The sequence below is a fragment of the Marinomonas arctica genome, assembly GCF_003259225.1.
GTDB classification, from domain to species: Bacteria; Pseudomonadota; Gammaproteobacteria; order Pseudomonadales; family Marinomonadaceae; genus Marinomonas; species Marinomonas arctica.
Genome location: NZ_QHJF01000028.1, coordinates 38181 through 63195, shown reverse-complemented (window position 1 = coordinate 63195; position 25015 = coordinate 38181). Strand labels below are relative to the sequence as shown.

Here is a 25015-nt window from a genome sequence, read left to right as displayed (position 1 = left end):
GTCCTTAATTAAGGTTTCTTTGCAGAAAAGCTTTGCGCCATTTCTTTAGAGCGGTTAATACAAGCCGTCATTGCATCGGCTACCATTTTATCAATATCGGATGCCTCCAAAGATAACAACGCCTGTTCCGTTGTCCCCTTAGGTGAGGTGATGTTCTTGCGCAATTGAGCAATAGGTTCATCCAACTCGATTACCATACGTGCTGCGCCTAACATAGTTCGACTGGCCAACTCACGGCTGGTCTTTTCATCCATACCTTGTTGCTGTGCATGTTTGATCATGCTCTCAAGGAAGCGAAAAAAATACGCAGGCGCACTGCCCGATAAGCTGGTCACCGTGTGCATGTGCTCTTCATTGTCCACCCAAACAGAGTGGCCAATGCTAGAGAACAATTCACTGACCCATGTTTTTTGCTCATCGCTGGTGTACTGGTTCGCGATTAATCCTGTCATCCCCACACCTAGTTGCGAAGGTGTGTTTGGCATGCTGCGAACCAAAGCAACAGGCTTACCTAACCAATGGGCCATCGCGTCTAGCTCAACACCCGCGGCGACTGAAATGAACAGCTGATCTTCTCGTACAGAAGCCGAGAAGGCTTCAATCACCTCTTGCATTTGTGCCGGTTTAACGCACAGCACGACTACATCCGCTTGAGTCACTGCGGAGTCATTATCGGCCAACATGGCAATACCATACTGTTGCTGATAATAATCACGTTTTTCTGGCGTTCTAGACGTACCGATCATGTTTTCAGCTGGGTAGCCACTCGCCAGCATGCCACTAAAAATCGATCTTGCCATGTTACCCACGCCAATAAAGGCGATATTTGGTGTCATTTTATATCCTACTCTGTTCATTATTTAAGCAGACATTCGCCTACCTATTTAAAATACACTGTCGTTGTCTCTCACGCTTTCGCTGAGTAATCGCGCTCACCAAAAATAGCGGTTCCGACTCGCACCATGGTGCTGCCAGATTCAATCGCGGCAGCTAAGTCGCCAGACATACCAATCGACAGCGTGTCTATCATGCTATCGGATGTTGATAAATCAACAAAAGCCTCCACCAGTGGCGCGTACACGGCGCATTGCGCGGCATGGCTTTCCTGCGGTGCTGGGATGGCCATCAGGCCTCTAAGACGTAAATTCGGCAACGAATTTATCAAAGCCACCATATCACCCAACTCCGACAAAGCGATACCCGCTTTGCTCTCTTCACCACTAATGTTCACCTGAATACAGACATTTAATGGTGGTAATCCTTCTAAACGCTGCTCACTCAAACGACGCGCAATTTTCTCACGATCAATCGAATGCACCCAATGCATTGTTTCCGCAATCAGGCGTGACTTGTTGGACTGAATAGGGCCAATAAAGTGCCACTCTATGTCGGTTAAATGCGATAAAGCGTGGTATTTGTCGACCGCTTCTTGCACATAGTTTTCACCGAACGCTCTTTGCCCTGCTTCATAGGCCGCACACAACGCGGACACGGGCTTAGTCTTACTGACTGCCAATAAACGTACGCAGCCTGCCGCTCTATGACATTGTTGAACGAGCTGGTCAATCTGTCCCGTAACCTGGACTAAATTGGCTTTGATATCGGCCACTTCGAGGCTTTCGATTTTCATCGACATATCGCATTATGCTCCTAATATTCACCCACCGTAGGCTCATTTTTTGTCTGCATGCATCAGCCCAAACACACTGAACACGCTTAAAAACCCTTTAGAGGAAGCATGATATCATTATTTTAAGGGACAAATAAAAGTGACGTGACGACTTATTGGGCTTCACAAGGTATAAAAACCAGCGCTAGACTCATAGCACTCTCCGTGAAACTCAAGGCGATATCCAGTGATATTTTTCAATGAATGCGCGGCAAACGAAGCGGCCTGATAAAGCGATTCCAATGACGAATGTTCAGGATAAAAAGCAATACCGATGGACAGCCCGCCTCGTACCAATCGATTTTTCGAAAACTCAGGGCAACTTAACGATTTTAATAATTTTGCCGCCACTACTTCTGCGTCTTCTAAATGTTGGATACGTATGCCCATCACCAGTTCATGCTCATCGTAATGGGCAATAAGATCATTATCACGAACGGTATCGCTCATGACGTCAGCCAGTGCTTTTAACTCAGCGTCATTCACCTTTGAACTAGAGTGCAACAAAATGGACAGCAAAGCCGCTCGCTGAAAATGGCGACGAGAGTCTTTTAGTACAATACCAAAACTGTTTTCAAAACTGTAACGACGTAATAACCCAGTGGATGGATCTCGATGACTGTCTTCCAGCAACAGATGATCGGCTTTTTCACGCTCAAAAATGGCACATAGCCAAGCCTCATACGCATCAAGTGCAAGCATCATCAGCTCATCTTCTAAGCGATTTTTTTCTCGCTGAAACGCCAACATAAGATAGATAGAACCTTGGTCATCCGACACACTGACCATAGATACATCGGTAAAACCGTGATCCTGCAAAAAAGGCTGCCAATGTTTCCAGCTGGACACGGTTTGAATATCCACATCATGGCGCTTAGGACACGAAGGGCTAGCCGCAAAAGTAATCAAAGCTTGAGGAATGCTAATAAGTTGACCGTTCACATTAAGCAAACGGTCATTAATCGAATCAGTATATTGTAAACGCCACTGCAAACACTCCTTGTCACACACAATAAAAAGGCAATACGCATTGGGCAATTGAGATTGTAGCTTATGTTTAGAACAATTCAGTAAAGTACTTAAAAGAGCCCCTTTTGCCAGTAGCTGCAACATCTGAGGCATATCACCGTAGAGCTTTTTTACAAAATCTCGCTCTTTTTCAAGAAAGACTACACGCGACTGCAATGCCTGCTGTTCCCTGAACAATGAGTTTGAAGAATCGATAGACATAAAATACTAAAGCCAAAATAATCCGTGATTCAAACTAGATTAACGGCCTAATATTAAAAGTAAAGGAATAGTAAGACCAAGTAAGCGAAAAACCCTACTTAGCCTTACTTATTGACTCAAACTACCTGATAAACCCGTTGGCCTGAGATGTAAGTCGCCATAACGCGACCGACAAACTCTTCACCGAGGTAAGGAGAATTGTGGCCTTTTGTCTTGCGGTTCTCAGAAGACCATGTCCAACGTGCCGTACTATCAAACAAAATGAAGTCTGCGAAACTGCCCACGGATAAAGAACCTGCCTCTAAACCAAAACAGGCTGCAGGCCCTGAGGTCAGGCAAGTTAACAGCGTCATGAAGTCTAAGTCGCCTTCATCGATCAATTGCATCGCCAAAGGCAGCAATATTTCTACGTTCGCCATGCCCGGTTCGGTCGCAGCAAATGGTGCGATCTTGGCCATTTTTTCATGTGGCTGATGATCAGAACAAATGGCGGAAATAACCCCCGCTTTGATGCCCTCAATCAAGGTCAATCGATCTTCATCGCTACGCAGTGGCGGCAATACATGATAATGACCGTCAAAACGATTCAACAGCTGATCAGTCAGCAACAAATTGTGTACCGCCACGTCCGCAGTGACATCCAAGCCGGATGCTTTGGCATCGGCGATCATCTCAACCGATTTCGCACAAGATAAGCGAGCAAAGTGCGCACGCACTCCTGTTTTTTGCACCAGCAATAAATCGCGCATCAACGCAATGGTTTCTGCTTCTTCAGGAATGCCTGGCAAACCATGCATGGTCGACATCAAACCTTCATGGGCGCACCCCCCTTCTGAAAGACTGGTCTCGTCAGGATGAAATACCACCAACAAATCGTGTGTTGCCGCATACTCAAGCGCACGTACCAACACCTTAGTACTCGCCATAGGATGACGATGGTTGGATAGCGCCACGCAACCCGCGTCAGTCAACGCCACCATGTTGCTAAGCTGAGCGCCTTCTAACCCCTGTGTTAGCGCACCAAGAGGAAATACGTTCGCCATTCCTGCATCGTCAGCCTTATCTTGGATCAAGGCCGCCACCGCTGGCGTATCAACAATAGGGCGAGTATCAGGCGCGCACACCAAAGTGGTGACACCACCAGAAACCGCCGCACGACCTTCCGTGGCAATGTTCCCTTTTTGAGTCAAACCAGGTTCACGTAAAGACACCGCCAGATCCACTAATCCAGGCAATACCCATTGTCCTGAGGCGTCCACGACGTCAGCGTCATCAAACCCTTCTGGCGCCTCACCAATCGCGACAATTTTTTGATTTTCAATAAACAATTCTGTGACAGCATCGAGACCCTGACTAGGATCGATCACACGACCATTTTGAATACGTAATTTCATGCTATTTATCATCCCCCGCTGCTGACGATTCGGCACTTTGCAACTGCCCACTCATCGCCATAGACATCACCGCCATACGCACCGCAATGCCGTTAGTTACTTGGTTCAAAATAACCGAATGTTTGCCATCGGCAACTTCTGAGGAAATTTCCACGCCACGGTTAATTGGACCTGGGTGCATGACAATAGCATCCGGCTTGGCCCAAGCGAGCGTTTCTTCCGTTAAGCCGTACAAACGATAAAACTCACTTTCACTTGGCAACAACCCGCCCTTCATGCGCTCTTTCTGCAGACGCAACATCACCACGACATCGACGTCTTTTAAACCCGCTTCTAAATCATGGCAAATCGTAGCCCCCATTTCCGCAAAGAAACTGGGCACAAGAGTCTTGGGGCCGACCAAACGCACATCACTGACACCCAATGTCGTCAGCGCCTGCAATTGCGAACGCGCCACACGAGAGTGCAAAATATCGCCCACAATGGCGATTTTTAACCCTTCAAAGCCCCCCTTGTGACGACGAATCGTCAACATGTCTAGCATGGCTTGCGTTGGATGGGCGTGACGTCCGTCCCCTGCATTAATAATGGCCACGTTAGGCGTACAATGCTCAGCAATAAAATGTGCCGCACCACTGTCTGAATGGCGCACAATAAACATATCGCTTTGCATGGCTTCTAGATTTTTTAAGGTATCCAGTAAGGATTCACCTTTGGATGTGGCAGAGGTTTCGATATTGAGATTGATAACGTCAGCCGATAAACGCTTCGCAGCCAACTCAAAGGTTGTGCGAGTTCGAGTAGAATTTTCGAAGAATAAATTGACCACGGTTTTGCCGCGTAGCAAGGGGACTTTTTTAACCGATTGCTCTCCCATCGAAAGAAAAGATTCTGCCCGATCAAGAATCTCAGTCAAAATGGTTTTATCCAAGCCATCCAACGTTAGGAAATGTTTAAGCTGCCCGTGTTCGTTTAACTGTAATGCCCGAGGTTCGGATCGCATCATGGTTTGCTTTCCTCAAACTGCAAAGACGGTATCGTCTTTCTCTTTTTGCTTAATAGAACGTCTAGATAGGAAAATGCCCGGTTCAGACATACTGTAACCGGGCATTCATGACATTAAACAGCCCTCTCACCGTATTTTCTTGGCGAGAAATTATTCCTGTAACCGCTGTAGCGTCAATTTTATCCATGCGCTAATTGTCGTATGTGTTCGCTAAAAAATAAAGCGTTGTTGTGCATATTAATGGGTATCAATGACAGAAAAACCCAGCGGTTGCGGCCCTGTTAGCTTAACTCTTTGGTCAGGATTAAGCGTCAACTGCTCGCCAACAATGTCCGCCGCAATCGGTAACTCATGCTGCCCAAGATCATAAAGAATCGCTAAGGTGATACTGGCAGGTCGACCAAAGTCAAATATTTCATTCATGGCGGCTCGAATCGTCCGGCCAGACATCAATACGTCATCGACTAAAATAACGTGCCTGTCTTCAATCGCTGGTAACAGGGTTTGGTTTACCTTAGGGTTTAAGCCCGCTTTGGTAAAGTCATCACGGTAAAAGGTAATATCTAAGGTGGCGAGTGGCTCGTTTGTTGGCACAGCAGACATCAAATGCTCCGCCACCCAAACACCACCGGTATGAATTCCTACAACAATGGCATCTTCAATCTTTTTCTTTTCGCAGTAAGACGCTAATTGTTCCCTCATAGACGCCAGCGAGCGCTCTAAATCTAACTTCATTCTTTCCTCATACCTTGTTGTTAAATTCATCATAAAACAGGACGTAATCTCTGTCTTCTATTAGCGATAAAGTCTCTAGAAAGATTCCGCAAACCAAGTTTCCACAATCATCTGGGCCGCCAAACCATCCACAGAATTCTCTTTAAAGTTACGGTTACCACCACGTGCAATAACCTGCCCTTTTGCCTCATAAGAGGACAATCGCTCGTCCATCATATGGTAAGGAAGGTTGAAACGTCCATGCAGTCGCTTGGCAAATTTACGCGCCCGTTGACACATCTCATTTTCTGAACCATCCATATCAAGCGGCAGACCAACAACAAAAGCGTCTGGCTTCCATTCTTCCACAATACGCGTTATCTCATCCCAATTGGGAATGCCTTCTTTTGCCTTAAGAGGGTCAAGCGGCTGTGCGGTTCCCGTAATACTCTGGCCAACCGCCACGCCAATCCGTGTCGTACCAAAGTCAAAGCCCAATACTGCGCGTGCAGTATTGGGCTTCTGGCTAGCATTCAAAGACGATGTTACCGTCATTAACCATGTCCTATATCCGGTGAAAGTCTTGTCATATCAATTCCCAGCACACGAGTCGCGGCGGTAAACTGCATATCACTTGGAGTATGAAATAATACGTCTAAATCCGCTTCACATACCAGCCAATCATTATTGGCTATTTCGTTTTCGAGCTGTCCTGCATCCCAACCAGCGCATCCCAGCGTAATTCGGAATGCCTCAGGACCGTTACCTTGGGCAATGTCCTCAATCGCTTCTAAGGAGGCAGATAAAGACACATCGTCGGTTACCTGTAGGGTTCGTTCCCAAGATTTATCTGTGGTATGCAAGATAAAACCGCGTTCAGCTTCCACAGGCCCACCATTATAAATGGGTTCAGCGCCCAAATGCGGGCTGATAATGTGAATGCCAAGATGGTCGGCTAACTCGGTAAAGTCAACATTGGATGGACGATTGATAACAATCCCCATCGCACCCGCTTTTGTATGTTCGCAGAGATAAATAACCGTGTGTTCAAAGTGGGGGTCGTCTAGATGTGGCATAGAAATCAGAAAGTGATTTTTAAAAGAATCGAAATATGCATTCATAGTCATGAGCCCTCTTTAAATTGATGACAACGCAGTGAGCGCGTTGATTATTTACACTTAAGAAGTACTTGGAGCTAAAAAAACAACATGCCAAAAGGCAGAATAGACGGTAGAACTGTAAAGAAGATCAAAAAGAAGACGGTAAATTTATACAACCGACTTATGCAGTATAGAGGAAGATAAAAATTAACCCACCCCTAATACACAAATTATTACTAAATCCCTTCAAAACACACATTTCAAGCAGTAAACTAACGATGTTTTCACATTTGAGATAGCTAACATGTCCATGACTTCATCATACAACGCTCATCAAAGCTCGGCTCAGACCAAGCTATTTGGTTGCGTTCAGACGATGAGCTTGGCGCAATGGCTAGAACATTATCAAGCAGAAACCGTCGACTTACGCTATTTTTTCCACAGTGGTTGGTCCTCTTAGTCTTACGCATCTTGCTCTAAAGAATCCATTGTTTTCTGAATCCGGCCCCATGAGGCCGATTGAAAATACATGAAACAACTTTGCACTATTCGATGAAGACGAGACCGCCAATAACTGGCAAAAGGAAAAAACATGCAACTACAAGCCATTGACTACAACAGCCCTACCGCTCAAGAAGACTTCGTTAAATCCTTACGCGAAACAGGGTTTGGTGTGCTTAAAAACCACCCCATCAAAAAAGAATTGGTTAGCGCTATCTACCAAGATTGGCAGGAATTCTTCGCGGATGACAGTAAATACGACTACCGCTATAACGTCGGTCCACAGGATGGTTATTTTTCACCTAAGGTAGCGGAAACCGCCAAAGGTCATACCAAACGTGACATCAAAGAGTATTTTCATTACTACCCTTGGGGTCAGTGCCCTGAAAAACAAAAACCCTTGTTAGAACAATACTATGGCGAAGCATCTGCCTTGGCAAAAGAGTTACTCGCTTGGGTAGAAAAGCACTCTCCAGCAGACGTAGCGAAACATTATTCACAATCGCTCTCCAGCATGGTAGATGGTAGCCAACAAACCTTACTTCGCGTTTTACACTACCCACCACTCAAGGGCGATGAAGAACTAGGGGCGATCCGCGCAGGTGCCCATGAAGACATCAATTTGCTCACTATCCTGCCTTCCGCCAATGAGCCTGGTTTACAGGTTAAATCCAAAGACGGCACCTGGATGGACGTGCCCTGTGATTTTGGCACGCTTATCATCAATATTGGCGACATGCTACAAGAAGCGTCTGGTGGTTATTTTCCATCCACTTCCCACCGTGTGATCAACCCAGAAGGCGCAGACAAAACCAAATCGCGCATCTCATTGCCTCTGTTCCTTCACCCTAAACCGGAAGTGGTGTTGTCAGAACGTCACACGGCAAAAAGTTATTTGCATGAACGCCTTGTTGAGCTAGGCGTATTGCCAGCCTAGTAGAAAAAAACACGGTCATAACCGTGCCTAAGAAAATGCCCGACATAAAAACGCGCTTCACTGTCTCCATGTGAAGCGCGTTTTTTTATTGTGACGTTTAGCTAGCTGCCCGTTACCCAAATAATCAACGGAATCCCCACCACAATCACCACAGAGGACACTAATGTCGTACTGGCAATCGCGTTTGCCGTTGATTTACCATCGTCGCCTTTTGCTACGGCTGTGACGTAGGCAGAGGCCGCCGTAGGAGCCGCTAAAAAGATAAACAAAAACAACAATTCTTTTTGACTAAAGCCCAATCCATACCCAATCGCCGTAAACAAAAGAGGACTCAATAGGACTTTACATAACATCGCCATGGAAAAGTGTTTTGGTAATGAAAAACCACTGGTCGCCAATGATCCCCCAATACAAACCAATGCCAAGGGCAAAGACAAACCACCAATTAAAGAGCCAGTTTTCATCACAAAAGCAGGCAATGTCAGTCCTATCATATTGGCCCCGACACCAAGCACGATACTGACAATAAGCGGGTTCTTCAGAAGGCTTTTCAGCACTGGAACCAAACGCAATTGACCGTGGCTATAACGTGTTAATATCACTTCGGCTAGAATATTAAACAGCAACACACTCAAGCCAGACATCACGCCACCCAGCGCCACGCCTTCCTGACCAAACATATTGACCACTAGCGCAACACTGAAAATCCCACAATTGCCTCGAAAAGCAATCTGAACAAACACGCCACGCTGCCGTTCTGGTACATTAAGCTTGACCGCTAACCACCACGACAGTAAAAAAGTAAGCCCTATCGCGGCCAAAAAATAGGCCGCTAAATTGAGGCTGATCAAACCACTTAAATTATTGCCCATCATGCCGAAGAAAAACAAAGCGGGCATCGAGACTTGAAAGACGAATCGCGAGCTCACCAAAATAAAACCATCATTGATTAGATGGATACGGCGCAAAAATGCCCCCATCGCAATCATCAACAACACTGGCGCGGCCACATCTAAAATCACGCTTTGTGTTTCTAACAAGTTGAACTCCCTAAAACAAACACTCTACTAGCCAGTTTGGCCAATAGAGTGTTTTCTTATCAATTGAAAAGACTTATTTATACCAATTTCCCATTCACCAATTGAGGAATGTTTAAGGGGTTTTTAGCTTGAAACAAAACATGCATAACAGTTAGTTAAAATATTCAGGAAACTCCTCCCGCAAAATACGTACTCGTGAAATAGTACCCGCCAAATGATCGCGCATAGTCTCAAAGGCCTTGTCTTGCGAACCGCTCTCTATCGCATCAATAATCGCCTTATGTCCAGCCAGAACACTGCGAATCTTACCTTCAGAAGGCAAATGCAAGCGTCGCACACGATCCATATGCCCAGATCTTGAACGCACCAACTTATACAAAGACTCATGCCCTATTGCAGTAAACATTGAGCGATGAAACAGCTCATCCAGTTTAGCAAACATGATAATGTCCTCACTATCTGCTGTAGAAACCTGCTCCTGCATTGCAACAATTTCTCGCAGTTGAGACACAATTTCCTCGTTTGGAATCTGCGTTAGCTGTCGCACTACTTCAAACTCCAGCGCCTCTCGAAGAAAGTGACTCTGCTCTAATTGCTTTACATCAATGTAAGATACTTCTGTACCAGACTGAGGTTTAACATTCACTAAACCTAGCTGTTCAAGTCTCAACAATGCTTCTCTGACGGGTGTTTGACTGACTTTATATTCACTACATAACTCACCACGAACAAGCTGTGATCCTGGTGGGAGTTCTAAACTAACAATACGACGTAATAAATCATCATACACACGATCAACAGCAGTACGAGGCAAGTCGTTACTCTGCTCTAAATAATTTTTAATCAAATAATTATTCTTCTGGTTCATAAGATTGAAGCCATATTTTGCCTTAAATAGTTAAGTCATTATCTCAGAGCCGTTTGCAGCACGAAAGAAAAAAGACTTGCGCATCGAAATTAATATATTAGTATATGAGCGGCAGAACAACTAATATATTAGTATATAAGAAACCATAAAGAGCAATTCCTAACAATAAATCTAAAAATCAGGAGAAGAACAATGCCCCTCACATCTATACCTAAAACGCTTACTGCAACTCTACTTACAGCAGGGTTAGCCTTTTCGGTTGCACCAACCTACGCTCAAACACTCAAGGTCCAAACCAGCTTTAATGCGTCACACATCAGTTTGACTCGCTTGAATCAAATATGGATACCTAAACTAAAAGAAATGACTGGAGGCGACCTGCAAATAGAATTGCTACCTATTGGCTCTGTCGTTTCACATAAAGAAACGCCTGTAGCGGTTTCTATGGGAATCTTGGATGGCGATTTAACAGCAACCAGCTATTTTGCAGGCAAAGACCCCGCTTATGCGTTGATGGGTGACCTAATTGCAGGCTATGACAATCCAGCCCAAGTTGAAGAATTTTGCATGCAAGGCGGTGGTAAAGAACTACTACAAAAAATGTACAACAAATACGACCCCGGCGTGCATGTCATTGGTTGCAGCTCTGAAAAACGCGAAGCCTTCGTATCAAAAGTACCTGTTCGTGGTGTCGCAGATATGAAAGGGCTAAAAGTTCGCTCCCCTGAAGGCCTTGCTGCAGATGTATTCCGTCGTGCTGGCGCAGCTCCTGTTTCGCTGCCTGGTTCAGAAGTGTACACCGCCCTAGAGAAAAACGTGATTGACGCGGCTGACTCTTCAGCGTACGCAAACAATGACGCCAGCGGCATGCACAAGGTCGCCAAATATCCAATTTATCCTGGCATTCATTCAATGCCTTTTATGCAATTTACCATCAATGAAGCCACCTGGAACAAGATCGATAAAGAAGACCAAGCGGCTCTAACAGAATGGTTTTTGAGTGCTTACGCTGATCTACGCACCTACCTAGATGCTAAAGATAAAGAACTGGTCGCACGAGACAAAGCCAAAGGCGACATTACCGTCATCGACTGGCCTCAATCCGAGCGTGACGATTTCCGTAAGGTAGCAAAAGAAGCATGGGAAGCCTTTGGTAGTGCATCTCCCCTGGCCACAGAAGTATACAAAGCACACGTTAAATTCATGACCGAAAAAGGCTTACTCTAGCTCAAGAGTGTTTTACCACTAGCGACGGCTGGGACATAGTCCCGCCGCCGTACCTTCTATATAAAAAATAAGCTACCGATGCAATGCAGTAGACTGATAAATCAGGTGAACACTATGACCAAAACTCAAAGCCTCAATACTGATGACATTGTCGAAATTGCCGACGACAACCCGATTGAGCATGCACAGCAGCATGAAGAATTCGAATACACTCCCATAGATCACTTTAGCCACTTTTCAGGCATTGGGGTTTCACTGCTTTACCTTGTCGCTGCCGGTGCGACTTTATGGGAAGTCGTTGCCCGCTATGTGTTTAATTCGCCAACACAATGGGCATTTGAAGTAGTGATGGTGCTGTGTGCCGCCACATGGATGCTTTCTGCGGGTTACATAACACTAAAGAATCGCCATATTGGTATTACAGTGATTCATAATATCGCTTCTCCTAAAGCCCAATGGCGTCTTGACCTATTTGCATCCTGCATTGGTATTGTTGCGCTATTCCTGCTGCTATCTGATGCATCCATGCGCGCTTACATGGCAATAGACCATATAGAGCGGACTGGCAGTGCGTTTAACTCGCCCATGCCGATGGTATTAAAAACCTTATTGATGCTGGGTGGGTTTATGTACCTCGCTCAGCTAACCGTTAACCTTTGGCGTCATGTAAATAGTAGATGGGCCAAAACCATCGTAAAGTTAATCGGTCTATTTATGGCTTTATACTTTATTAATGGTGTACTGGCTTATATTTCTGGGCCTGGATCAATTTTCGACGGTGTAAGTGGCTACTTTTCAGCGGTTGGTCAAAGTCTAGATCCAAGCACCGCACTAAACATGCGCTCATACAGTTTAGGGGTAATATCCTTAATCATGGTCACGATGCTGGTGTCTTTGATGATGACAGGTATGCCGCTAGGTATAGTGACCTTGATCGTTTCTGTCGTCATGGCGATTGCCTTTTTTGGCCCTCGTGGCTTATATCTAGTATCCGCCAACACCGCAACATTGCTTGATCACTACACTCTTATTGCCATTCCCTTCTTCGTATTAATGGCAACGATCTTAGAAAAATCAGGTATCGCAGAAGATTTGTTTGATGCCATGTCAGTATTCGCAGGCAACCTTCGTGGCGGCGTAGCGGTACAAACCGTTGTTGTTGCAGTCATTCTCGCGGCGATGTCTGGTGTAATGGGTGGCGAAATAGTGATGCTTGGGCTAGTCGCCTTGCCGCAAATGCTCCGTTTAGGCTATGATCGAAAAATGACCATAGGTCTGATTTGTGCGGCAGGCGCCTTAGCCACGTTGATTCCACCTTCCATCATCATGATCGTCTACGGCCTATCTGCAGAAGTCGCCATTGGCGACCTTTTCATGGCTGGTGCTGTTCCTGGTCTTATGCTAGCCATATTTTATGCTTTGTATGTTTTGATTCGTGTACACATTAACCCTAAATTAGCACCAACGGCGAAAGAAGTGGCCGAGCTAACAGGCGAAGAGCGCAAGCTATCAAAATCGCGTCTGAGCGCAGTATTCTTGAGCATTATGCTAATCGGCTGTGTAATGGGGTCCATCTATGGCGGTATTGCTTCGGTTACCGAAGCGGCGGCAGTGGGCGCCTTGGGTGCCATGATTGTTTCTGCAGTACGTCACGAGTTTAAATGGGCCATGCTGAAGGCATCTTTAGTAGGTTCTATGGCAACAGTGGGTACCATCATTTGGTTAGTACTGGGGTCCGTATCTTTTGTCGGTATCTTTAACTTAATCGGTGGAGCGGACTTTATGCGCTCACTCTTTATGAACCTTGGCATTCCAGCTATTGGCGTGATCTTGGTAATGATGCTGATTTTGGTGATCTTAGGTACTTTTATGGAATGGATCGCCATCGTTCTAATTACGGTTCCTGTTTTTGCTCCTGTTGTTATGACTCTAGCACCTGAACTTGGACTGACACCAGATCAAGCAAAAGTCTGGTTTGGTATTCTGTTTGTTCTCAACATTCAGATTTACTTCTTATCACCACCGTTTGGTCCTGCCTGTTTTTGGCTCAAATCAGTCGCACCAAAAGACATTTCCCTACAAGAAATTTTTATCTCTGTATTGCCATTTATCGGCTTACAAGTTGTCGGGTTGATTCTCGTTATGAGCTTCCCTCAAATCGCCCTTTGGCTTCCCGAAGCACTCGGAAATTAACCTAGGAGAATCTTTATGATTGGTCACGATAATCAGTCTGAAATTGACCGTTATGGCGTTGCACCTTGGATTGCGGGGGGCATTGTTGCCACCATTCTAATCGTCTGTATGTTTGCTCTAGCCGCAGGTTTTGCCTAGCGCTTTAGGATATTAACCATTTACATTTTTTAACCTTCTTATTGATGGCAAAAAGCCATCGATAAGACTCCCTTTTCTCAGGAGATAACTGTATGTCACGTATTAAACAAATTGAAATTACGCCTATTGCGTTCCGCGATCCTCCACTACTCAATGTTTATGGCGTTCATGAAGCTTGGGCCTTGCGCACCATTATTGAAATAAAAACCGAAGACGGTAATTACGGTTTAGGCGAAAGTTATGGCGACGAACAGACAATCAGCCAATTGCGCCAAGTCGCGCCACATCTTTTGGGTATGGATGTTTTCAATGTCAATGCGATCCGAAACAAAATTGAATCCGTTGTCACTCTACCCGATCCAAATTCAGGGCTAGACATCGCCCCAGGTACATTGGGTGCAACTACAGTGCCACGCATTTTTTCTGCCTTCGAAGTGGCTTGCTTAGACCTGATGGGCAAGATTACAGACCGTCCTGTGTGTGATTTATTAGGCGGCAAAGTACGCAATGAAGTCGCCTACAGTGCATATTTATTCTACAAGTTTGAACGCCATGGCTTTACCAATGATCCATGGGTAGATACTTGGGGCGAAGCGATAACACCAGAGCAAATCGTTGCGCAAGCGAAAAAGATGATTGATCAATACGGCTTCCAATCGATCAAACTAAAAGCAGGCGTGTTCGAGCCAGAAAAAGAGATCGAAGCTCTGGAAGCACTGCGTGAAGCCTTCCCAGATGTACCGCTGCGTATTGACCCAAACGGTGGCTGGACGGTTGAAACCACCAAGCGCTTATTAGACAAATTTGGCAATGGACTACTGCAATATTTAGAAGACCCTGCCCACGGCCAAGAAGCCATGGGACAAGTAAGCGCCATGACCGACATTCCATTAGCGACCAATATGTATGTCATTGGATTCTTTGACATTCCAAAGGCCATCGAGCTGGATTCGGTGCAAGTCATTTTGTCGGATCACCATTACTGGGGCGGCCTAAGAGCCACACAAGAACTGGCACAACTGTGCAAAACATGGGATATCGGCTTATCGATGCACTCCAACTCTCACTTAGGCATCAGCTTAATGGCCATGACTCACGCAGCCGCAGCGATTGATAACCTAACGTACGCTTGTGACACACATTACCCTTGGCAAGAAGAGGAAGTCATTGTCGGCGGTAAGATCCCATTCAAAAATGGTGCTGTCGTGGTCCCTGATAAACCGGGCTTAGGTGTGGAATTGGACCGAGATGCCTTGGCAGTGCTAGCTAAAAACTACGAAAACTGTGGTATTCGTGCCCGTGATGACGTTTCAGAAATGCGTAAGTACCAACCAGACTGGAAAGGGACCGTACCACGTTTCTAAAGAGGATGATCCTCTAAGGTCTTATTTACTTAGAGGATCATCGTTAAGGCAAGAGTTATGTCCTAGTTTGCTCGAATTTTCCACTGGAAATTCGAGCTTTTCTATCTAGGAAATCAATAAATAACAGGAGTAAGCAGTGCTTTATCTGCAAAATATGCAGCGAGATTATCCACTACCAATTGCGCCATTGCAGCACGCGTTTCATAAGTGCCGCTGGCACAGTGAGACTGCAAAACCACGTGATCCATATACAATAGTGCTTTAGGAACATTAGGTTCGTCCACAAATACATCCAAACCCGCACCTTTGATCGCGCGCTGTTCAAGCAAGTCAACTAACGCTTTTTCATCAAAACATTGATAAAGTAGCTGTTTTCACCCAACGCGCTCAAAACCTCACGGCTAATTAAGCCTTCTGTCGCTGGACCACCGGGAATGACCGGCGCCAAAACATCCACGTCTTTTGCCACCGCACGTATCTTGTCGCCGACAGCATCGATCATGGCGGCTTTTTCTTCCACAGAAGCCTGGTCGTAACGATGCAATTCATAAGTATCTGCCAGTATTTGCATTTGCTCTGGCCTGTTTGGCCAAACGACTAATACATCGATTTTACTCATGTAATAATTTCCTTCTATCCGTTTAAAGTATCGCAAGCAGCACTGGCGTGACAAATACGATCACCAGCGAGCCAACTAAGGTAGATGTAGCAATGGCATTAGCCGTTACTTTGCCGTTACTGCCATGCGCCACAGAAACGACGTAGGCTGACGCCGCAACGGGTGCTCCAAAGAATAAGAAAAGATACAGCTGCTCGTGTTCTGAAAAGCCTAGTAACGCAGCTAAGCAAGTTAAAATCACGGGGCTAAGAAAAACTTTCACGGCAATCGCTAACGAAATACGGCACGGCAAAATAAAGCGACTGGTAGCCAACGAGCCGCCAATACATAACAACGCCAAGGGCAGTGTCACACTACCTAGATATTTACCTGTGGTAACCACTTGGCTCGGAATCGGTAAGCCGATGAAATTCACGATAATGCCAGCCACCACACCAATAATCATTGGGTTGCGCATAATAGTGCCAAGCAGTGCTTTATGGCTAATAGTATGGTCTTTTTGAAATCGAGATAACGCAATTTCTGCCAACACGTTAAACATCACAGAGGTGATACTGGCCAAAACACCGCCTATTACGACGCCTTCGTCACCAAACATGTTGACCACAAGAGCCAAACTAAAAACACCGGTATTACCTCGAAAGGCTATTTGGATAAAGATGCCACGCTCGTGTTCTGACACCTTCACACGGCCTGACAACCACCATGCGAAACCAAAGGTAAGCAGTATACCTACCGCAAAAAAAAGCGGCATTTGCCATGACATTAAATTACTCGGACTCGCCCCAAGCATGCTAAAAAAGAGTAGCGTAGGCATGCCGACTGCAAAGACAAAACGCGAGCCAGAAGCTACAAAGCTGTCATCAATGACGCCTCGATTACGCAGAAAAGCCCCGACCACTATCAGTAATAAAACGGGGATGGACACATCCAAAATAGCCATAAAAGCAGTCACTTCCATCGATCTCTCCCAAATAGCACAGCAACAAATAAAAAGGGGCACCGAAGTACCCCTTGAAATAGCAAGAATTGGAGCTTAATAAGTGTGACTTAGTTAAACTTTCCATCCACCAATTGCGGCACATTCAAAGGATTCTTATCTTGAATAGCGTCTGGAATCAATGAGCTAGGAAAGTCTTGGTAACACACTGGTCGTAGGAAGCGATCAATCGCCGCACTACCAACAGACGTTGAACGACTATCGGATGTCGCAGGGAAAGGACCGCCATGTACCATGGAATGACACACTTCGACGCCAGTTGGGTAGCCATTGCATAGGATGCGACCGACTTTACGCTCTAACGTTGGTAACAAAGCTCGAACGGCTTCCACATCCGCATCTGACATTTGCACCGTGGCGGTCAACTGACCTTCTAAGTGCTCAGCCACCACTTTATATTCTTCTAAAGTATCGCATTCGATGATCAAAGACGTTGAACCAAATACTTCGTCTTCCATCGACGCATCAGCCAAGAAAGCTTTCGCACTGGTAGCAAACACATGTGGACAACACTGGTTTGGTTGATCACTGTCATTACCTTTCGCCAAAAGTTGTGTTGCTGAATTATTATTCAGCTTCTCAACACCGTCACAATACGCTTGGTAAATACCCGGTGTTAACATGGTTTGCGTACCCAAAGCTTGCACTTCGCTGGCAACCGTTGCTTTAAAGCGATCCGCCGCTTCGCCTTTCAACAGCACAACCATGCCTGGGTTTGTACAGAATTGGCCTGCGCCCATGGCAAGTGAAGCAACAAAACCCTTTGCAACAGCTGGAGCGTCATTCGTCAATTTATTCGGCATGATAAAGACAGGGTTAATACTGCTCATTTCGGCATAAACAGGAATAGGCTCCGGGCGATTTGCCGCGATGTTCATCAGTGCGACACCGCCACTACGAGACCCTGTAAAACCCACGGCTTTAATCGAAGAGTGCGCCACTAAAGCACTGCCGATTTCACGACCAGAACCATACAAGAGAGAAAACACACCAGCAGGCAGACCGCACTTTTTCACCGCAGCCGTAACAGCACGACCCACCAGTTCAGACGTACCAGGATGAGCAGAATGTGCTTTTACAACAACCGGACAGCCCGCCGCCAATGCCGACGCGGTATCGCCACCCGCAACAGAGAAAGCCAACGGGAAGTTACTTGCACCAAAAACCGCCACTGGACCTAAGGCAATTTTTTGGAAACGCAAATCAGAACGAGGCAATGGCGTGCGATCTGGCATAGCAGGATCAATGCGAGCATCGGTCGCTTTGCCCAAACGAACCACGCCTGCAAACAAACGTAATTGACCCATAGTGCGGCCACGCTCACCTTCGATACGCGCTTTGGGCAAACCCGATTCCGCCATAGCACGCTCTACCAACACATCACCGAGCGCTAGAATTTCATCGGCAATGCATTCTAAAAAAGCCGCACGTTTTTCTGTACTGATGGATCGATAGGCATCAAATGCTCGCCATGCCGCACTGACAGCTTGCTCAACGTCCGCTTTGGTACCGCCATGATACGCAGGCTCTAGCGTTTCGTTAGTAGCAGGATTAATTGCGTGAATGGCTGGTTGAGTCCCCGTAATATCGTTACCGGCTACCAATAAAGTGCCTTTAAGAAGCCCTTTCGTATCCATGTTTCCCCCTCAGTTTTATCGAAAATTAAAAGTGAGCCAAACTCACTTTTAATACGTTATTCTAGATCAAACTTGTTATCGCTCTGGTAGCGTTCGTACAGATGGTAGGCACGATACAAATGATTATGCATGGCCTGCTTTGCACCTTCTGCATCTTGGTTTTTGATGCAAGTGAGTATTTCAAGATGCTCTGATCGAATGCGGCGCAAATATTCGTCTGTCGCCACCTGCTTCAAGTTTGTGTTTATTAATTTTGCTCTGGGGATAACGTTCTTATTAAACTGCTCATAAAACTGTTTAAGGAAAGGGTTACGAGTCGCGGTGCAAATCGCCAAATGAAAAGCGTAATCTTCTTTTCTGGCCAATTCGCCACGGCTTAATGCCTCGTCAAACTCATTGAAATGCTTCTCAAGGATGGCAACGTCTTCGTCTGAACGACGCAACGCCGCCAATTCACAAGCCGTTGTTTCCACGCTCAAGCGCATTTCTAAGATATGTAGAATATCGGCAATCGCCGTAGGATCGATTCGATAAGCAAATAAGGTCTCGCTTGATTGAGCACGAATCACAGTCGTACCCACACCGCGTTTTGTCTCCACCAAGCCTAACGATTTCAGCTGAGTGATGGCTTCTCGAATAACAGTTCGACTCACGCCAAATAGATCGCATAACGCATTTTCTGTCGGCAATTTATCTCCCACAGAAATGTGCCCAGCCGAAATTTGCTTTTCAAGCTGTTTTGCAACATTGCTTGCCAAGCTATCGCCTTTGCCTACTCGTTCTATTTGTAGTGATTTAGCCACTGTTTTCACCCTATCCATATCTTATTGCGCCGTTTATTCTAAAACCCAGAACATTACCCCAGTGCCACTTATCTAACAAGCGCTGGTTTTTTGGCATTAAACGTCCAGCCAGGAATCAAGAACTGCATCGCCAAGCTGTCATCACGCTGACCTAGGGTAAGCGTTTTATACAGCGCATGGGCTTCCATCAGCTTTTCACGATCCAATTCAATGCCTAAGCCCGGTTTCGTTGGCACAGTAATTTTACCGCCACGGATTGTTAACGGTGCTTTTGTCACTCGTTGACCATCTTGCCAAATCCAATGAGTATCAATCGCGGTCACTTCACCGGGGCAAGCGGCCGCAACATGCGTCATCATTGCGAGCGAAATATCAAAATGGTTATTACTGTGAGAACCCCATGTCATGCCCCACTCATTGCAGAGTTCGCCCACGGCAACCGCACCTTGCATGGTCCAGAAATGACAGTCGGCAAGTGGAATATCAACCGAATCAAGACGCACAGCGTTTTTCAGCTGCTTCCAATCCGTCGCAATCATATTTGTCGCGGTTTTCAGACCTGTTCTACGTTTGAATTCCGACATGGTTTCGCGGCCAGACCACGCGCCTTCTTGACCACAAGGGTCTTCTGCGTAACTCAACATATGCTTCACTGGCGTCAAGTATTCAACCGCTTGATCCAGCGTCCACGCGCCATTTGGATCCAGCGTTAAACGCGCATCTGGAAAAGCCTCGTACAAAGCCGCAATACATTCGGCTTCTTGATGACCGTCCAAGACGCCGCCTTTTAATTTAAAATCTTTGAAACCGTATCGTGCATAAGCGGCTTTCGCCAATGTCGCAATGGATTCTGGTGTGACGGCTTCTAGACCACGAACCCGATCCCAATCATCTACTGGGTTATCATAGGTTGGGTAAGGCAAATTTGTTTTGGTGCGGTCGCCAAGGAAAAACAAGTAACCTAATGCTTCGACTTCGTCACGCTGCTTGCCATATTGACCCAGTAAATCAACAACAGGTAAGCCCATATTCTGGCCTGCCAAATCGAGTAGTGCCGATTCAATCGCCGTAATGACATGCACTGCGGTTCTTAAATCGAAGGTTTGATTACCGCGAACATCATCCGCTTTACCGGATGTCGCGCTGCGCACATCGCTGATAATACTTTTCCACTTACCTACGTTTTTGCCTTCAACCAGCACGCGGCACTCTTCAAGTGTAGAAATAATTTTATCCGTCGCTGGCACTTCACCTAAGCCGATATTGCCGTCGTTATCTTCCAGTACCACCACTGTACGAATAAACCAAGGTGCATGTCCGCCACTTAGATTCAGTAAAAAACTATCGTAGCCAGCAACGGGTATTACCTGCATCTTTTTTATTGTTGTAAACATAATGCGAATCTCTGCCTTGTAAAAAAATGAGAAGGTGAGGCTATCCGACCTAACCTTCTCTAAGGTATCAAGAGTTTTTCTTAATAATTGCTTCTAACTCCGCCACTTCACCTGCTGTCGGCATAGTGAGTGGTGCACGCACATTACCAGCCGTGTGACCCATCAAGGTGGTGCCCGCTTTAATTAGGCTCACGGCATAGCCTTTTTTGCGATCACGCAAACGGCAGAATGGGATAAAGAAATCTTTAATGATTGCCGTCACCACCGCCTGATCTCCTGCACGCAGCGCTTTGTAGAACTTGTTGGCCATTTCTGGCATAAAGTTAAAGACCGCAGAAGAATAAGTATTCACGCCAATCGACAAATAGGCTTCAGCGAAAATTTCCGCCGTTGGTACACCACCTATGTACACCAAACGATCACCGACGGTTTTAATCGTATCGTTCAATGCCGCGATGTTACCCACGCCATCTTTTAGCGCCACCATATTGGGGTTCGCTGCCGCCAAGGCTTTCACACTTTCAGCGGTCAGAATGCCATTACCACGGTTGTAATAAATAAAATGTGTTTTGCTAGAGGCCATGATTTGGCTAGCGTACTCAACAATACCGTCTTCAGGGCATTCTGTTAGAAAAGGAGGCATCAACAAAATACCGTCACAGCCAGCTTCATCGGCAATCGCTACAAACTTCTTAGCATCAGAAACGCTGCGGCCCGCCGATGCAATAACTGGAACACGGCCTTTTACGGTCGCAACAGACAGCTCAACAATTTGACGATAGTCGTCTTCGTCGAGAGAAAAGAACTCCCCCGTACCACCCGCCACAAAAATAGAAGACACGCCATGTTTGATAAAAGACTCTAGGCGTTGACGGAATGTCTCTGCGTTAAATTTACCATTCGCATCAAAATCCGTTACTGGAAAGGACAACAGTCCGTCGCTCAATGCTGATCTCATTTGTTCAACCGAAAAAGCCATGCTTTTTTCCTCTTTATTATATTAATAACACCTTCCTTAGTTCGGAAGATTTCTGACATAACTTGTAATACATCATACAACTAAAAAGACGAATTACAAGCCAAATTTGCTTTTATAATAGTATCGGCTTAAGTCACAGGGGCTGGGTTAAACAGCACAAGATCGTTATGCAATCCTAAACGGTCAGCCGCCACCTGTTTGCGTCCGCTTGCCACATCCAATATCAGATGAAACAACTCCCAGCCCGCTTCTTCTAACGTGATTTCCTTGGTTGCCATGCGCCCAGCATCCATGTCGATCAAATCATGCCAGCGATTCCCTAATGAACTATTGGTCGACACTTTAATCACAGGCGCCACTTCTAAGCCGTAAGGTGTTCCTCGCCCTGTAGTAAAAACTTGCACATTCATACCAGAGGCAAACTGAAGCGTGCCGCATATAAAGTCACTGGCGGGTGTCGCCGCGAAGTTCAAACCACGTTTACGGATACGTTCTCCAGGGCTTAACACATCCACAATTGGGCTATTACCAGACTTGGTAATCGATCCTAAGGACTTCTCTACAATATTATTTAACCCGCCTTTTTTATTACCCGGCGTGGTGTTCGCACTGCGGTCCGCTTGCCCCTGATTGAGGTAATCGTCGTACCACTGCATTTCACGCAGCAAGGCTTTGCCTACTTCGACGGTTTCGGCTCTTGGGGTTAACAAATGAATCGCGTCACGTACTTCGGTGACTTCTGAAAACATCACCGACCCACCCGCACGCACAATCAGATCCGAGGCATAACCCACAGCAGGGTTTGCAGTAATGCCAGAAAACGCATCACTGCCACCGCACTGCATCCCAACAACCAACTCAGAAATAGGACAAGGCTCACGACGACGTAAATTTAAGCGTTTAAGATGCTCTTCGGCCATCTCCATAATATGGTCGACCATATCTTGAAAGCCGTGATGTGATTCGTCTTGCAAACTCACGATGCTGTCTTCAAGTCGTTTCGCCGCCGCAGAATTAGGCAGAATATTCACCGCTTGCGAATCATCAATCTCAAGCAAACGATGAGGCTGTAGTTTTTCACAGCCCAAACCAATCACCATGATTTCACCACCAAAATTGGGGTTCTTCGCCATATTTTGTAACGTCCGAATTGGCACGATCGCGCCCGGAGCATTGATCGCCACACCACAACCATAGGAATGGTTCAGTGCCACCACACCATCCACATTCGGGTATTTTGGCAGCAAAGTCTGCTTGATCAGCTTGACCACATAGTCTGTGATACCGGCCACACACTGCACACTGGTGCTGATACCCAAAAGGTTTTTTGTGCCAGCAGAACCATCGGCATTTTTATAACCGTTAAAGGTATAACCCTCTAATGGTTCAAATTTAGGCTTTTCTCGAGTCGCCAACGGCAACTCGTCAAGGTTTGGTGGCGTCGGCATCCGCACCACCTGCTCAGACACCCAGCATCCAGCGTCCAAATCTTTATCCGCATAACCAATCACTTCGTTATACCGAATGATCTTTTCGCCTACTTTTATTACCTGCAAAGACACTTTGTGACCTTGTGGTACCGCCTCTTTTAGCACCAACCCATTATCTAACTCGGCACCCACTGGCGCACCACCTTGATTCAAGATGATCGCAACATTGTCATTGTCATGAATTTTAATTAACACATAAGATGAACTCATTTACTCTCCCCTGAATGCTGCTTGCTTTTTTTATGTATCATGAATGAGACAACAATAGACAAGACAATCAATCCCCAAAGCACCATGGCAATCGGGCTTTTAGTAAACAATACGGTGTATTCTCCGTAGGACTCTAAACTCTTCACAAAGTACACTTCCGCACTGCCACCCAAAATAAAACCAATCACCAACGGCGCTACTTCAATGCCAATCTTGGTAAAAATCCAACCCGCCACACCAAAAATAAACAAGGTCCAGACATCGAACATAATGCCGTAATTAATGGCGTACGCTCCGACGGTACACATCATTACTATGATGGGATAAAGGATAAACTTAGGGATCAACACCACCTTAGCGATGTAGCGAATGGCATAAAACATCACCACAAACATCACCACATTGGCAAACATCAAGGCCGTTATCATGGAATACCATGTGTCGATGTTTTCCCCGATGAACAAAGGACCGACTTGCAACCCTTGCAAGGTAAACGCACCGATCAATACGGCCGTGGTACTGTCACCTGGAATCCCTAGAGACAGTAACGGAATTAAAGCGCCCCCCGTCAAACCGTTATTGGCAGACTCTGACGCCACCAATCCTTCTGGCTCACCGGTGCCCATTTTGTGCGGCTGCTTGGAGAGATTTTTTTGTTGGGTATAGGCCAAAATCGATGCTGCACTGCCCCCTATGCCCGGCAACATCCCAATAAAGGTACCAATCGATGAAGAACGCAATAAATTGCCCACTTGCCCTTTGAAAACAGAGAAGCGAAATGGCTTACCTTTTGTTAAATTCACTTTATCTTCCTGGGACGACTCTTTTGCCCCCTTTTCCGCTTCTTCTATGATGGTCGATATTCCAAACAAACCGATCAGGACAGGCAACAAGGAAAATCCGAAGGCAAGGTAAGGCTCCATAAACGGCAGCATCAATCGATACTCACCATTACCACCATCAGACACATCGTAGGAGCCAATTAAACTGAGCAAGACCCCCAATAAACCGCTAAACACCCCCATGACAATATTCTTCGATAAAGAAGCAATCACTGTCAGAGCAAAGAAAATCATTAAGAATTTTTCAACATAGGAAAACTTAATGGCAAAATCCGCCAACACTGGCGCAAAGAAAAACAACACCAAGGCACTAAAAACACCGCCGACCAAAGACGCCACAATGCATATTTTTAAGGCGCGTTCAGCTTCTCCTCGCTGCGCCATTGGGTAGCCATCAAAGGTCGTTGTAATAGACGAAGGGGTTCCTGGGATATTGAGCAATATGGCAGGCACCAAACCTCCCGAAATACCACCAACATACAAACCTAGCAACAAAGCCAAGCCTTCTTGCAGCCCCAATGTATAGGTCAATGGTAAGCAAACCGCGACCGCCATGGTTGCGGTCATTCCAGGGATAGCCCCAAAAACAATACCAATAATCGCCCCTGCGGCGGCTAACAAGAAAAAAGCCGGCGAGAGTAATTCTAAAAACTCCATAAC

General features: G+C 46.0%; 25 protein-coding genes. 6 read left to right on the top strand and 19 right to left on the bottom strand.

Going from position 1 to position 25015, the window contains the following annotated elements; genetic code table 11:
* Positions 1-8: 8 nt before the first annotated feature.
* The 8 genes from proC to DK187_RS15920 all read right to left on the bottom strand — a co-directional run bounded on the left by proC (position 9) and on the right by DK187_RS15920 (position 7140).
* Complete coding sequence (proC, locus tag DK187_RS15955) at positions 9-836, bottom strand: pyrroline-5-carboxylate reductase (RefSeq protein ID WP_111608328.1); 828 nt, start codon at positions 834-836, stop codon at positions 9-11.
* 71 nt (positions 837-907) lie between these two features.
* Positions 908-1636 carry a YggS family pyridoxal phosphate-dependent enzyme gene (locus DK187_RS15950; RefSeq protein ID WP_269808142.1) on the bottom strand — a complete coding sequence of 243 codons (729 nt, stop codon included), beginning with the start codon at positions 1634-1636 and terminating at the stop codon, positions 908-910.
* 156 nt (positions 1637-1792) lie between these two features.
* Complete coding sequence (locus tag DK187_RS15945; protein WP_223232289.1) at positions 1793-2899, bottom strand: GGDEF domain-containing protein; 1107 nt, start codon at positions 2897-2899, stop codon at positions 1793-1795.
* Between the two features lie 116 nt (positions 2900-3015).
* Positions 3016-4293 (bottom strand): dihydroorotase, encoded by a 1278-nt coding sequence (locus tag DK187_RS15940; protein WP_111608327.1) that lies wholly within the window; start codon positions 4291-4293, stop codon positions 3016-3018.
* Between the two features lies 1 nt (position 4294).
* A complete protein-coding gene (locus DK187_RS15935; RefSeq protein ID WP_111608326.1) occupies positions 4295-5299 on the bottom strand; it encodes an aspartate carbamoyltransferase catalytic subunit in 1005 nt (334 codons plus the stop codon).
* 237 nt (positions 5300-5536) lie between these two features.
* Positions 5537-6034: a bifunctional pyr operon transcriptional regulator/uracil phosphoribosyltransferase PyrR gene (pyrR, locus tag DK187_RS15930; protein WP_111608325.1), complete on the bottom strand. Its 498-nt coding sequence runs from the start codon at positions 6032-6034 to the stop codon at positions 5537-5539.
* Positions 6035-6109: 75 nt separating this feature from the next.
* On the bottom strand, positions 6110-6568 hold the full coding sequence (gene ruvX / locus DK187_RS15925) for a Holliday junction resolvase RuvX (RefSeq protein ID WP_111608324.1): 459 nt from the start codon (positions 6566-6568) through the stop codon (positions 6110-6112).
* A complete protein-coding gene (locus tag DK187_RS15920) occupies positions 6568-7140 on the bottom strand; it encodes a YqgE/AlgH family protein (protein ID WP_223232288.1) in 573 nt (190 codons plus the stop codon). The genes ruvX and DK187_RS15920 overlap by 1 nt, the downstream gene beginning before the upstream one ends.
* A gap of 277 nt (positions 7141-7417) precedes the next feature.
* Here DK187_RS15920 and DK187_RS21125 point away from each other — a divergent pair, with 277 nt between their 5' ends.
* Complete coding sequence (locus DK187_RS21125) at positions 7418-7573, top strand: hypothetical protein (protein WP_162623535.1); 156 nt, start codon at positions 7418-7420, stop codon at positions 7571-7573.
* Positions 7574-7705: 132 nt separating this feature from the next.
* Complete coding sequence (locus DK187_RS15915) at positions 7706-8551, top strand: isopenicillin N synthase family dioxygenase (protein ID WP_111608323.1); 846 nt, start codon at positions 7706-7708, stop codon at positions 8549-8551.
* 101 nt (positions 8552-8652) lie between these two features.
* Here the strand turns inward: DK187_RS15915 and DK187_RS15910 are convergent, their stop codons facing one another.
* Together DK187_RS15910 and DK187_RS15905 are read right to left on the bottom strand one after the other, a co-directional pair.
* A complete protein-coding gene (locus DK187_RS15910) occupies positions 8653-9591 on the bottom strand; it encodes an AEC family transporter (RefSeq protein ID WP_111608322.1) in 939 nt (312 codons plus the stop codon).
* A 151-nt stretch (positions 9592-9742) separates the two neighbouring features.
* Positions 9743-10459: a GntR family transcriptional regulator gene (locus DK187_RS15905; RefSeq protein WP_111608321.1), complete on the bottom strand. Its 717-nt coding sequence runs from the start codon at positions 10457-10459 to the stop codon at positions 9743-9745.
* A gap of 192 nt (positions 10460-10651) precedes the next feature.
* On the opposite strand from DK187_RS15905, the gene DK187_RS15900 reads away from it, so the two are divergent.
* The 4 genes from DK187_RS15900 to DK187_RS15885 all read left to right on the top strand — a co-directional run bounded on the left by DK187_RS15900 (position 10652) and on the right by DK187_RS15885 (position 15381).
* On the top strand, positions 10652-11686 hold the full coding sequence (locus tag DK187_RS15900) for a TRAP transporter substrate-binding protein (protein ID WP_111608320.1): 1035 nt from the start codon (positions 10652-10654) through the stop codon (positions 11684-11686).
* 114 nt (positions 11687-11800) lie between these two features.
* Positions 11801-13879 carry a TRAP transporter large permease subunit gene (locus DK187_RS15895; protein ID WP_111608319.1) on the top strand — a complete coding sequence of 693 codons (2079 nt, stop codon included), beginning with the start codon at positions 11801-11803 and terminating at the stop codon, positions 13877-13879.
* A gap of 15 nt (positions 13880-13894) precedes the next feature.
* Positions 13895-14017, top strand: a complete 123-nt coding sequence (locus DK187_RS15890) for a dihydroxy-acid dehydratase (protein WP_110574851.1) — start codon at positions 13895-13897, stop codon at positions 14015-14017.
* A gap of 92 nt (positions 14018-14109) precedes the next feature.
* Positions 14110-15381 (top strand): glucarate dehydratase family protein, encoded by a 1272-nt coding sequence (locus tag DK187_RS15885; protein WP_111608318.1) that lies wholly within the window; start codon positions 14110-14112, stop codon positions 15379-15381.
* A 113-nt stretch (positions 15382-15494) separates the two neighbouring features.
* Here DK187_RS15885 and DK187_RS15880 read toward each other — a convergent pair whose 3' ends face one another.
* From DK187_RS15880 to DK187_RS15840, 9 genes are all read right to left on the bottom strand, one after another.
* Positions 15495-15710, bottom strand: a complete 216-nt coding sequence (locus DK187_RS15880; RefSeq protein WP_111608317.1) for an NAD(P)-dependent oxidoreductase — start codon at positions 15708-15710, stop codon at positions 15495-15497.
* Positions 15711-15715: 5 nt separating this feature from the next.
* Positions 15716-16000, bottom strand: coding sequence for a hypothetical protein (locus tag DK187_RS15875; RefSeq protein WP_111608316.1), 285 nt, complete (start codon positions 15998-16000; stop codon positions 15716-15718).
* Between the two features lie 22 nt (positions 16001-16022).
* The gene (locus DK187_RS15870) at positions 16023-16961 is read right to left on the bottom strand and encodes an AEC family transporter (protein ID WP_111608315.1); all 939 of its coding nucleotides are present in this window, start codon (positions 16959-16961) and stop codon (positions 16023-16025) included.
* An 89-nt stretch (positions 16962-17050) separates the two neighbouring features.
* Positions 17051-18637: an aldehyde dehydrogenase (NADP(+)) gene (locus DK187_RS15865; RefSeq protein WP_111608314.1), complete on the bottom strand. Its 1587-nt coding sequence runs from the start codon at positions 18635-18637 to the stop codon at positions 17051-17053.
* Positions 18638-18693: 56 nt separating this feature from the next.
* Positions 18694-19440, bottom strand: coding sequence for a FadR/GntR family transcriptional regulator (locus DK187_RS15860; RefSeq protein ID WP_223232287.1), 747 nt, complete (start codon positions 19438-19440; stop codon positions 18694-18696).
* 68 nt (positions 19441-19508) lie between these two features.
* Positions 19509-20834 (bottom strand): enolase C-terminal domain-like protein, encoded by a 1326-nt coding sequence (locus DK187_RS15855; protein ID WP_111608312.1) that lies wholly within the window; start codon positions 20832-20834, stop codon positions 19509-19511.
* Positions 20835-20901: 67 nt separating this feature from the next.
* Positions 20902-21813 carry a 5-dehydro-4-deoxyglucarate dehydratase gene (locus DK187_RS15850; protein WP_111608311.1) on the bottom strand — a complete coding sequence of 304 codons (912 nt, stop codon included), beginning with the start codon at positions 21811-21813 and terminating at the stop codon, positions 20902-20904.
* 128 nt (positions 21814-21941) lie between these two features.
* On the bottom strand, positions 21942-23513 hold the full coding sequence (garD, locus tag DK187_RS15845) for a galactarate dehydratase (RefSeq protein ID WP_111608310.1): 1572 nt from the start codon (positions 23511-23513) through the stop codon (positions 21942-21944).
* Complete coding sequence (locus DK187_RS15840; protein ID WP_111608309.1) at positions 23510-25012, bottom strand: tripartite tricarboxylate transporter permease; 1503 nt, start codon at positions 25010-25012, stop codon at positions 23510-23512. The genes garD and DK187_RS15840 overlap by 4 nt, the downstream gene beginning before the upstream one ends.
* Positions 25013-25015 lie beyond the last annotated feature (3 nt).

What these genes read in the sequence shown, in the direction of transcription:
- proC (WP_111608328.1), bottom strand. Translation starts at nt 836, where the DNA reads ATGACACCAAATATCGCCTTTATTGGCGTGGGTAACATGGCAAGATCG.
- DK187_RS15950 (WP_269808142.1), bottom strand. Translation starts at nt 1,636, where the DNA reads ATGTCGATGAAAATCGAAAGCCTCGAAGTGGCCGATATCAAAGCCAAT.
- DK187_RS15945 (WP_223232289.1), bottom strand. Translation starts at nt 2,899, where the DNA reads ATGTCTATCGATTCTTCAAACTCATTGTTCAGGGAACAGCAGGCATTG.
- DK187_RS15940 (WP_111608327.1), bottom strand. Translation starts at nt 4,293, where the DNA reads ATGAAATTACGTATTCAAAATGGTCGTGTGATCGATCCTAGTCAGGGT.
- DK187_RS15935 (WP_111608326.1), bottom strand. Translation starts at nt 5,299, where the DNA reads ATGATGCGATCCGAACCTCGGGCATTACAGTTAAACGAACACGGGCAG.
- pyrR (WP_111608325.1), bottom strand. Translation starts at nt 6,034, where the DNA reads ATGAAGTTAGATTTAGAGCGCTCGCTGGCGTCTATGAGGGAACAATTA.
- ruvX (WP_111608324.1), bottom strand. Translation starts at nt 6,568, where the DNA reads ATGACGGTAACATCGTCTTTGAATGCTAGCCAGAAGCCCAATACTGCA.
- DK187_RS15920 (WP_223232288.1), bottom strand. Translation starts at nt 7,140, where the DNA reads ATGACTATGAATGCATATTTCGATTCTTTTAAAAATCACTTTCTGATT.
- DK187_RS21125 (WP_162623535.1), top strand. Translation starts at nt 7,418, where the DNA reads ATGTCCATGACTTCATCATACAACGCTCATCAAAGCTCGGCTCAGACC.
- DK187_RS15915 (WP_111608323.1), top strand. Translation starts at nt 7,706, where the DNA reads ATGCAACTACAAGCCATTGACTACAACAGCCCTACCGCTCAAGAAGAC.
- DK187_RS15905 (WP_111608321.1), bottom strand. Translation starts at nt 10,459, where the DNA reads ATGAACCAGAAGAATAATTATTTGATTAAAAATTATTTAGAGCAGAGT.
- DK187_RS15900 (WP_111608320.1), top strand. Translation starts at nt 10,652, where the DNA reads ATGCCCCTCACATCTATACCTAAAACGCTTACTGCAACTCTACTTACA.
- DK187_RS15895 (WP_111608319.1), top strand. Translation starts at nt 11,801, where the DNA reads ATGACCAAAACTCAAAGCCTCAATACTGATGACATTGTCGAAATTGCC.
- DK187_RS15890 (WP_110574851.1), top strand. Translation starts at nt 13,895, where the DNA reads ATGATTGGTCACGATAATCAGTCTGAAATTGACCGTTATGGCGTTGCA.
- DK187_RS15885 (WP_111608318.1), top strand. Translation starts at nt 14,110, where the DNA reads ATGTCACGTATTAAACAAATTGAAATTACGCCTATTGCGTTCCGCGAT.
- DK187_RS15875 (WP_111608316.1), bottom strand. Translation starts at nt 16,000, where the DNA reads ATGAGTAAAATCGATGTATTAGTCGTTTGGCCAAACAGGCCAGAGCAA.
- DK187_RS15870 (WP_111608315.1), bottom strand. Translation starts at nt 16,961, where the DNA reads ATGGAAGTGACTGCTTTTATGGCTATTTTGGATGTGTCCATCCCCGTT.
- DK187_RS15865 (WP_111608314.1), bottom strand. Translation starts at nt 18,637, where the DNA reads ATGGATACGAAAGGGCTTCTTAAAGGCACTTTATTGGTAGCCGGTAAC.
- DK187_RS15855 (WP_111608312.1), bottom strand. Translation starts at nt 20,834, where the DNA reads ATGTTTACAACAATAAAAAAGATGCAGGTAATACCCGTTGCTGGCTAC.
- DK187_RS15850 (WP_111608311.1), bottom strand. Translation starts at nt 21,813, where the DNA reads ATGGCTTTTTCGGTTGAACAAATGAGATCAGCATTGAGCGACGGACTG.
- garD (WP_111608310.1), bottom strand. Translation starts at nt 23,513, where the DNA reads ATGAGTTCATCTTATGTGTTAATTAAAATTCATGACAATGACAATGTT.
- DK187_RS15840 (WP_111608309.1), bottom strand. Translation starts at nt 25,012, where the DNA reads ATGGAGTTTTTAGAATTACTCTCGCCGGCTTTTTTCTTGTTAGCCGCC.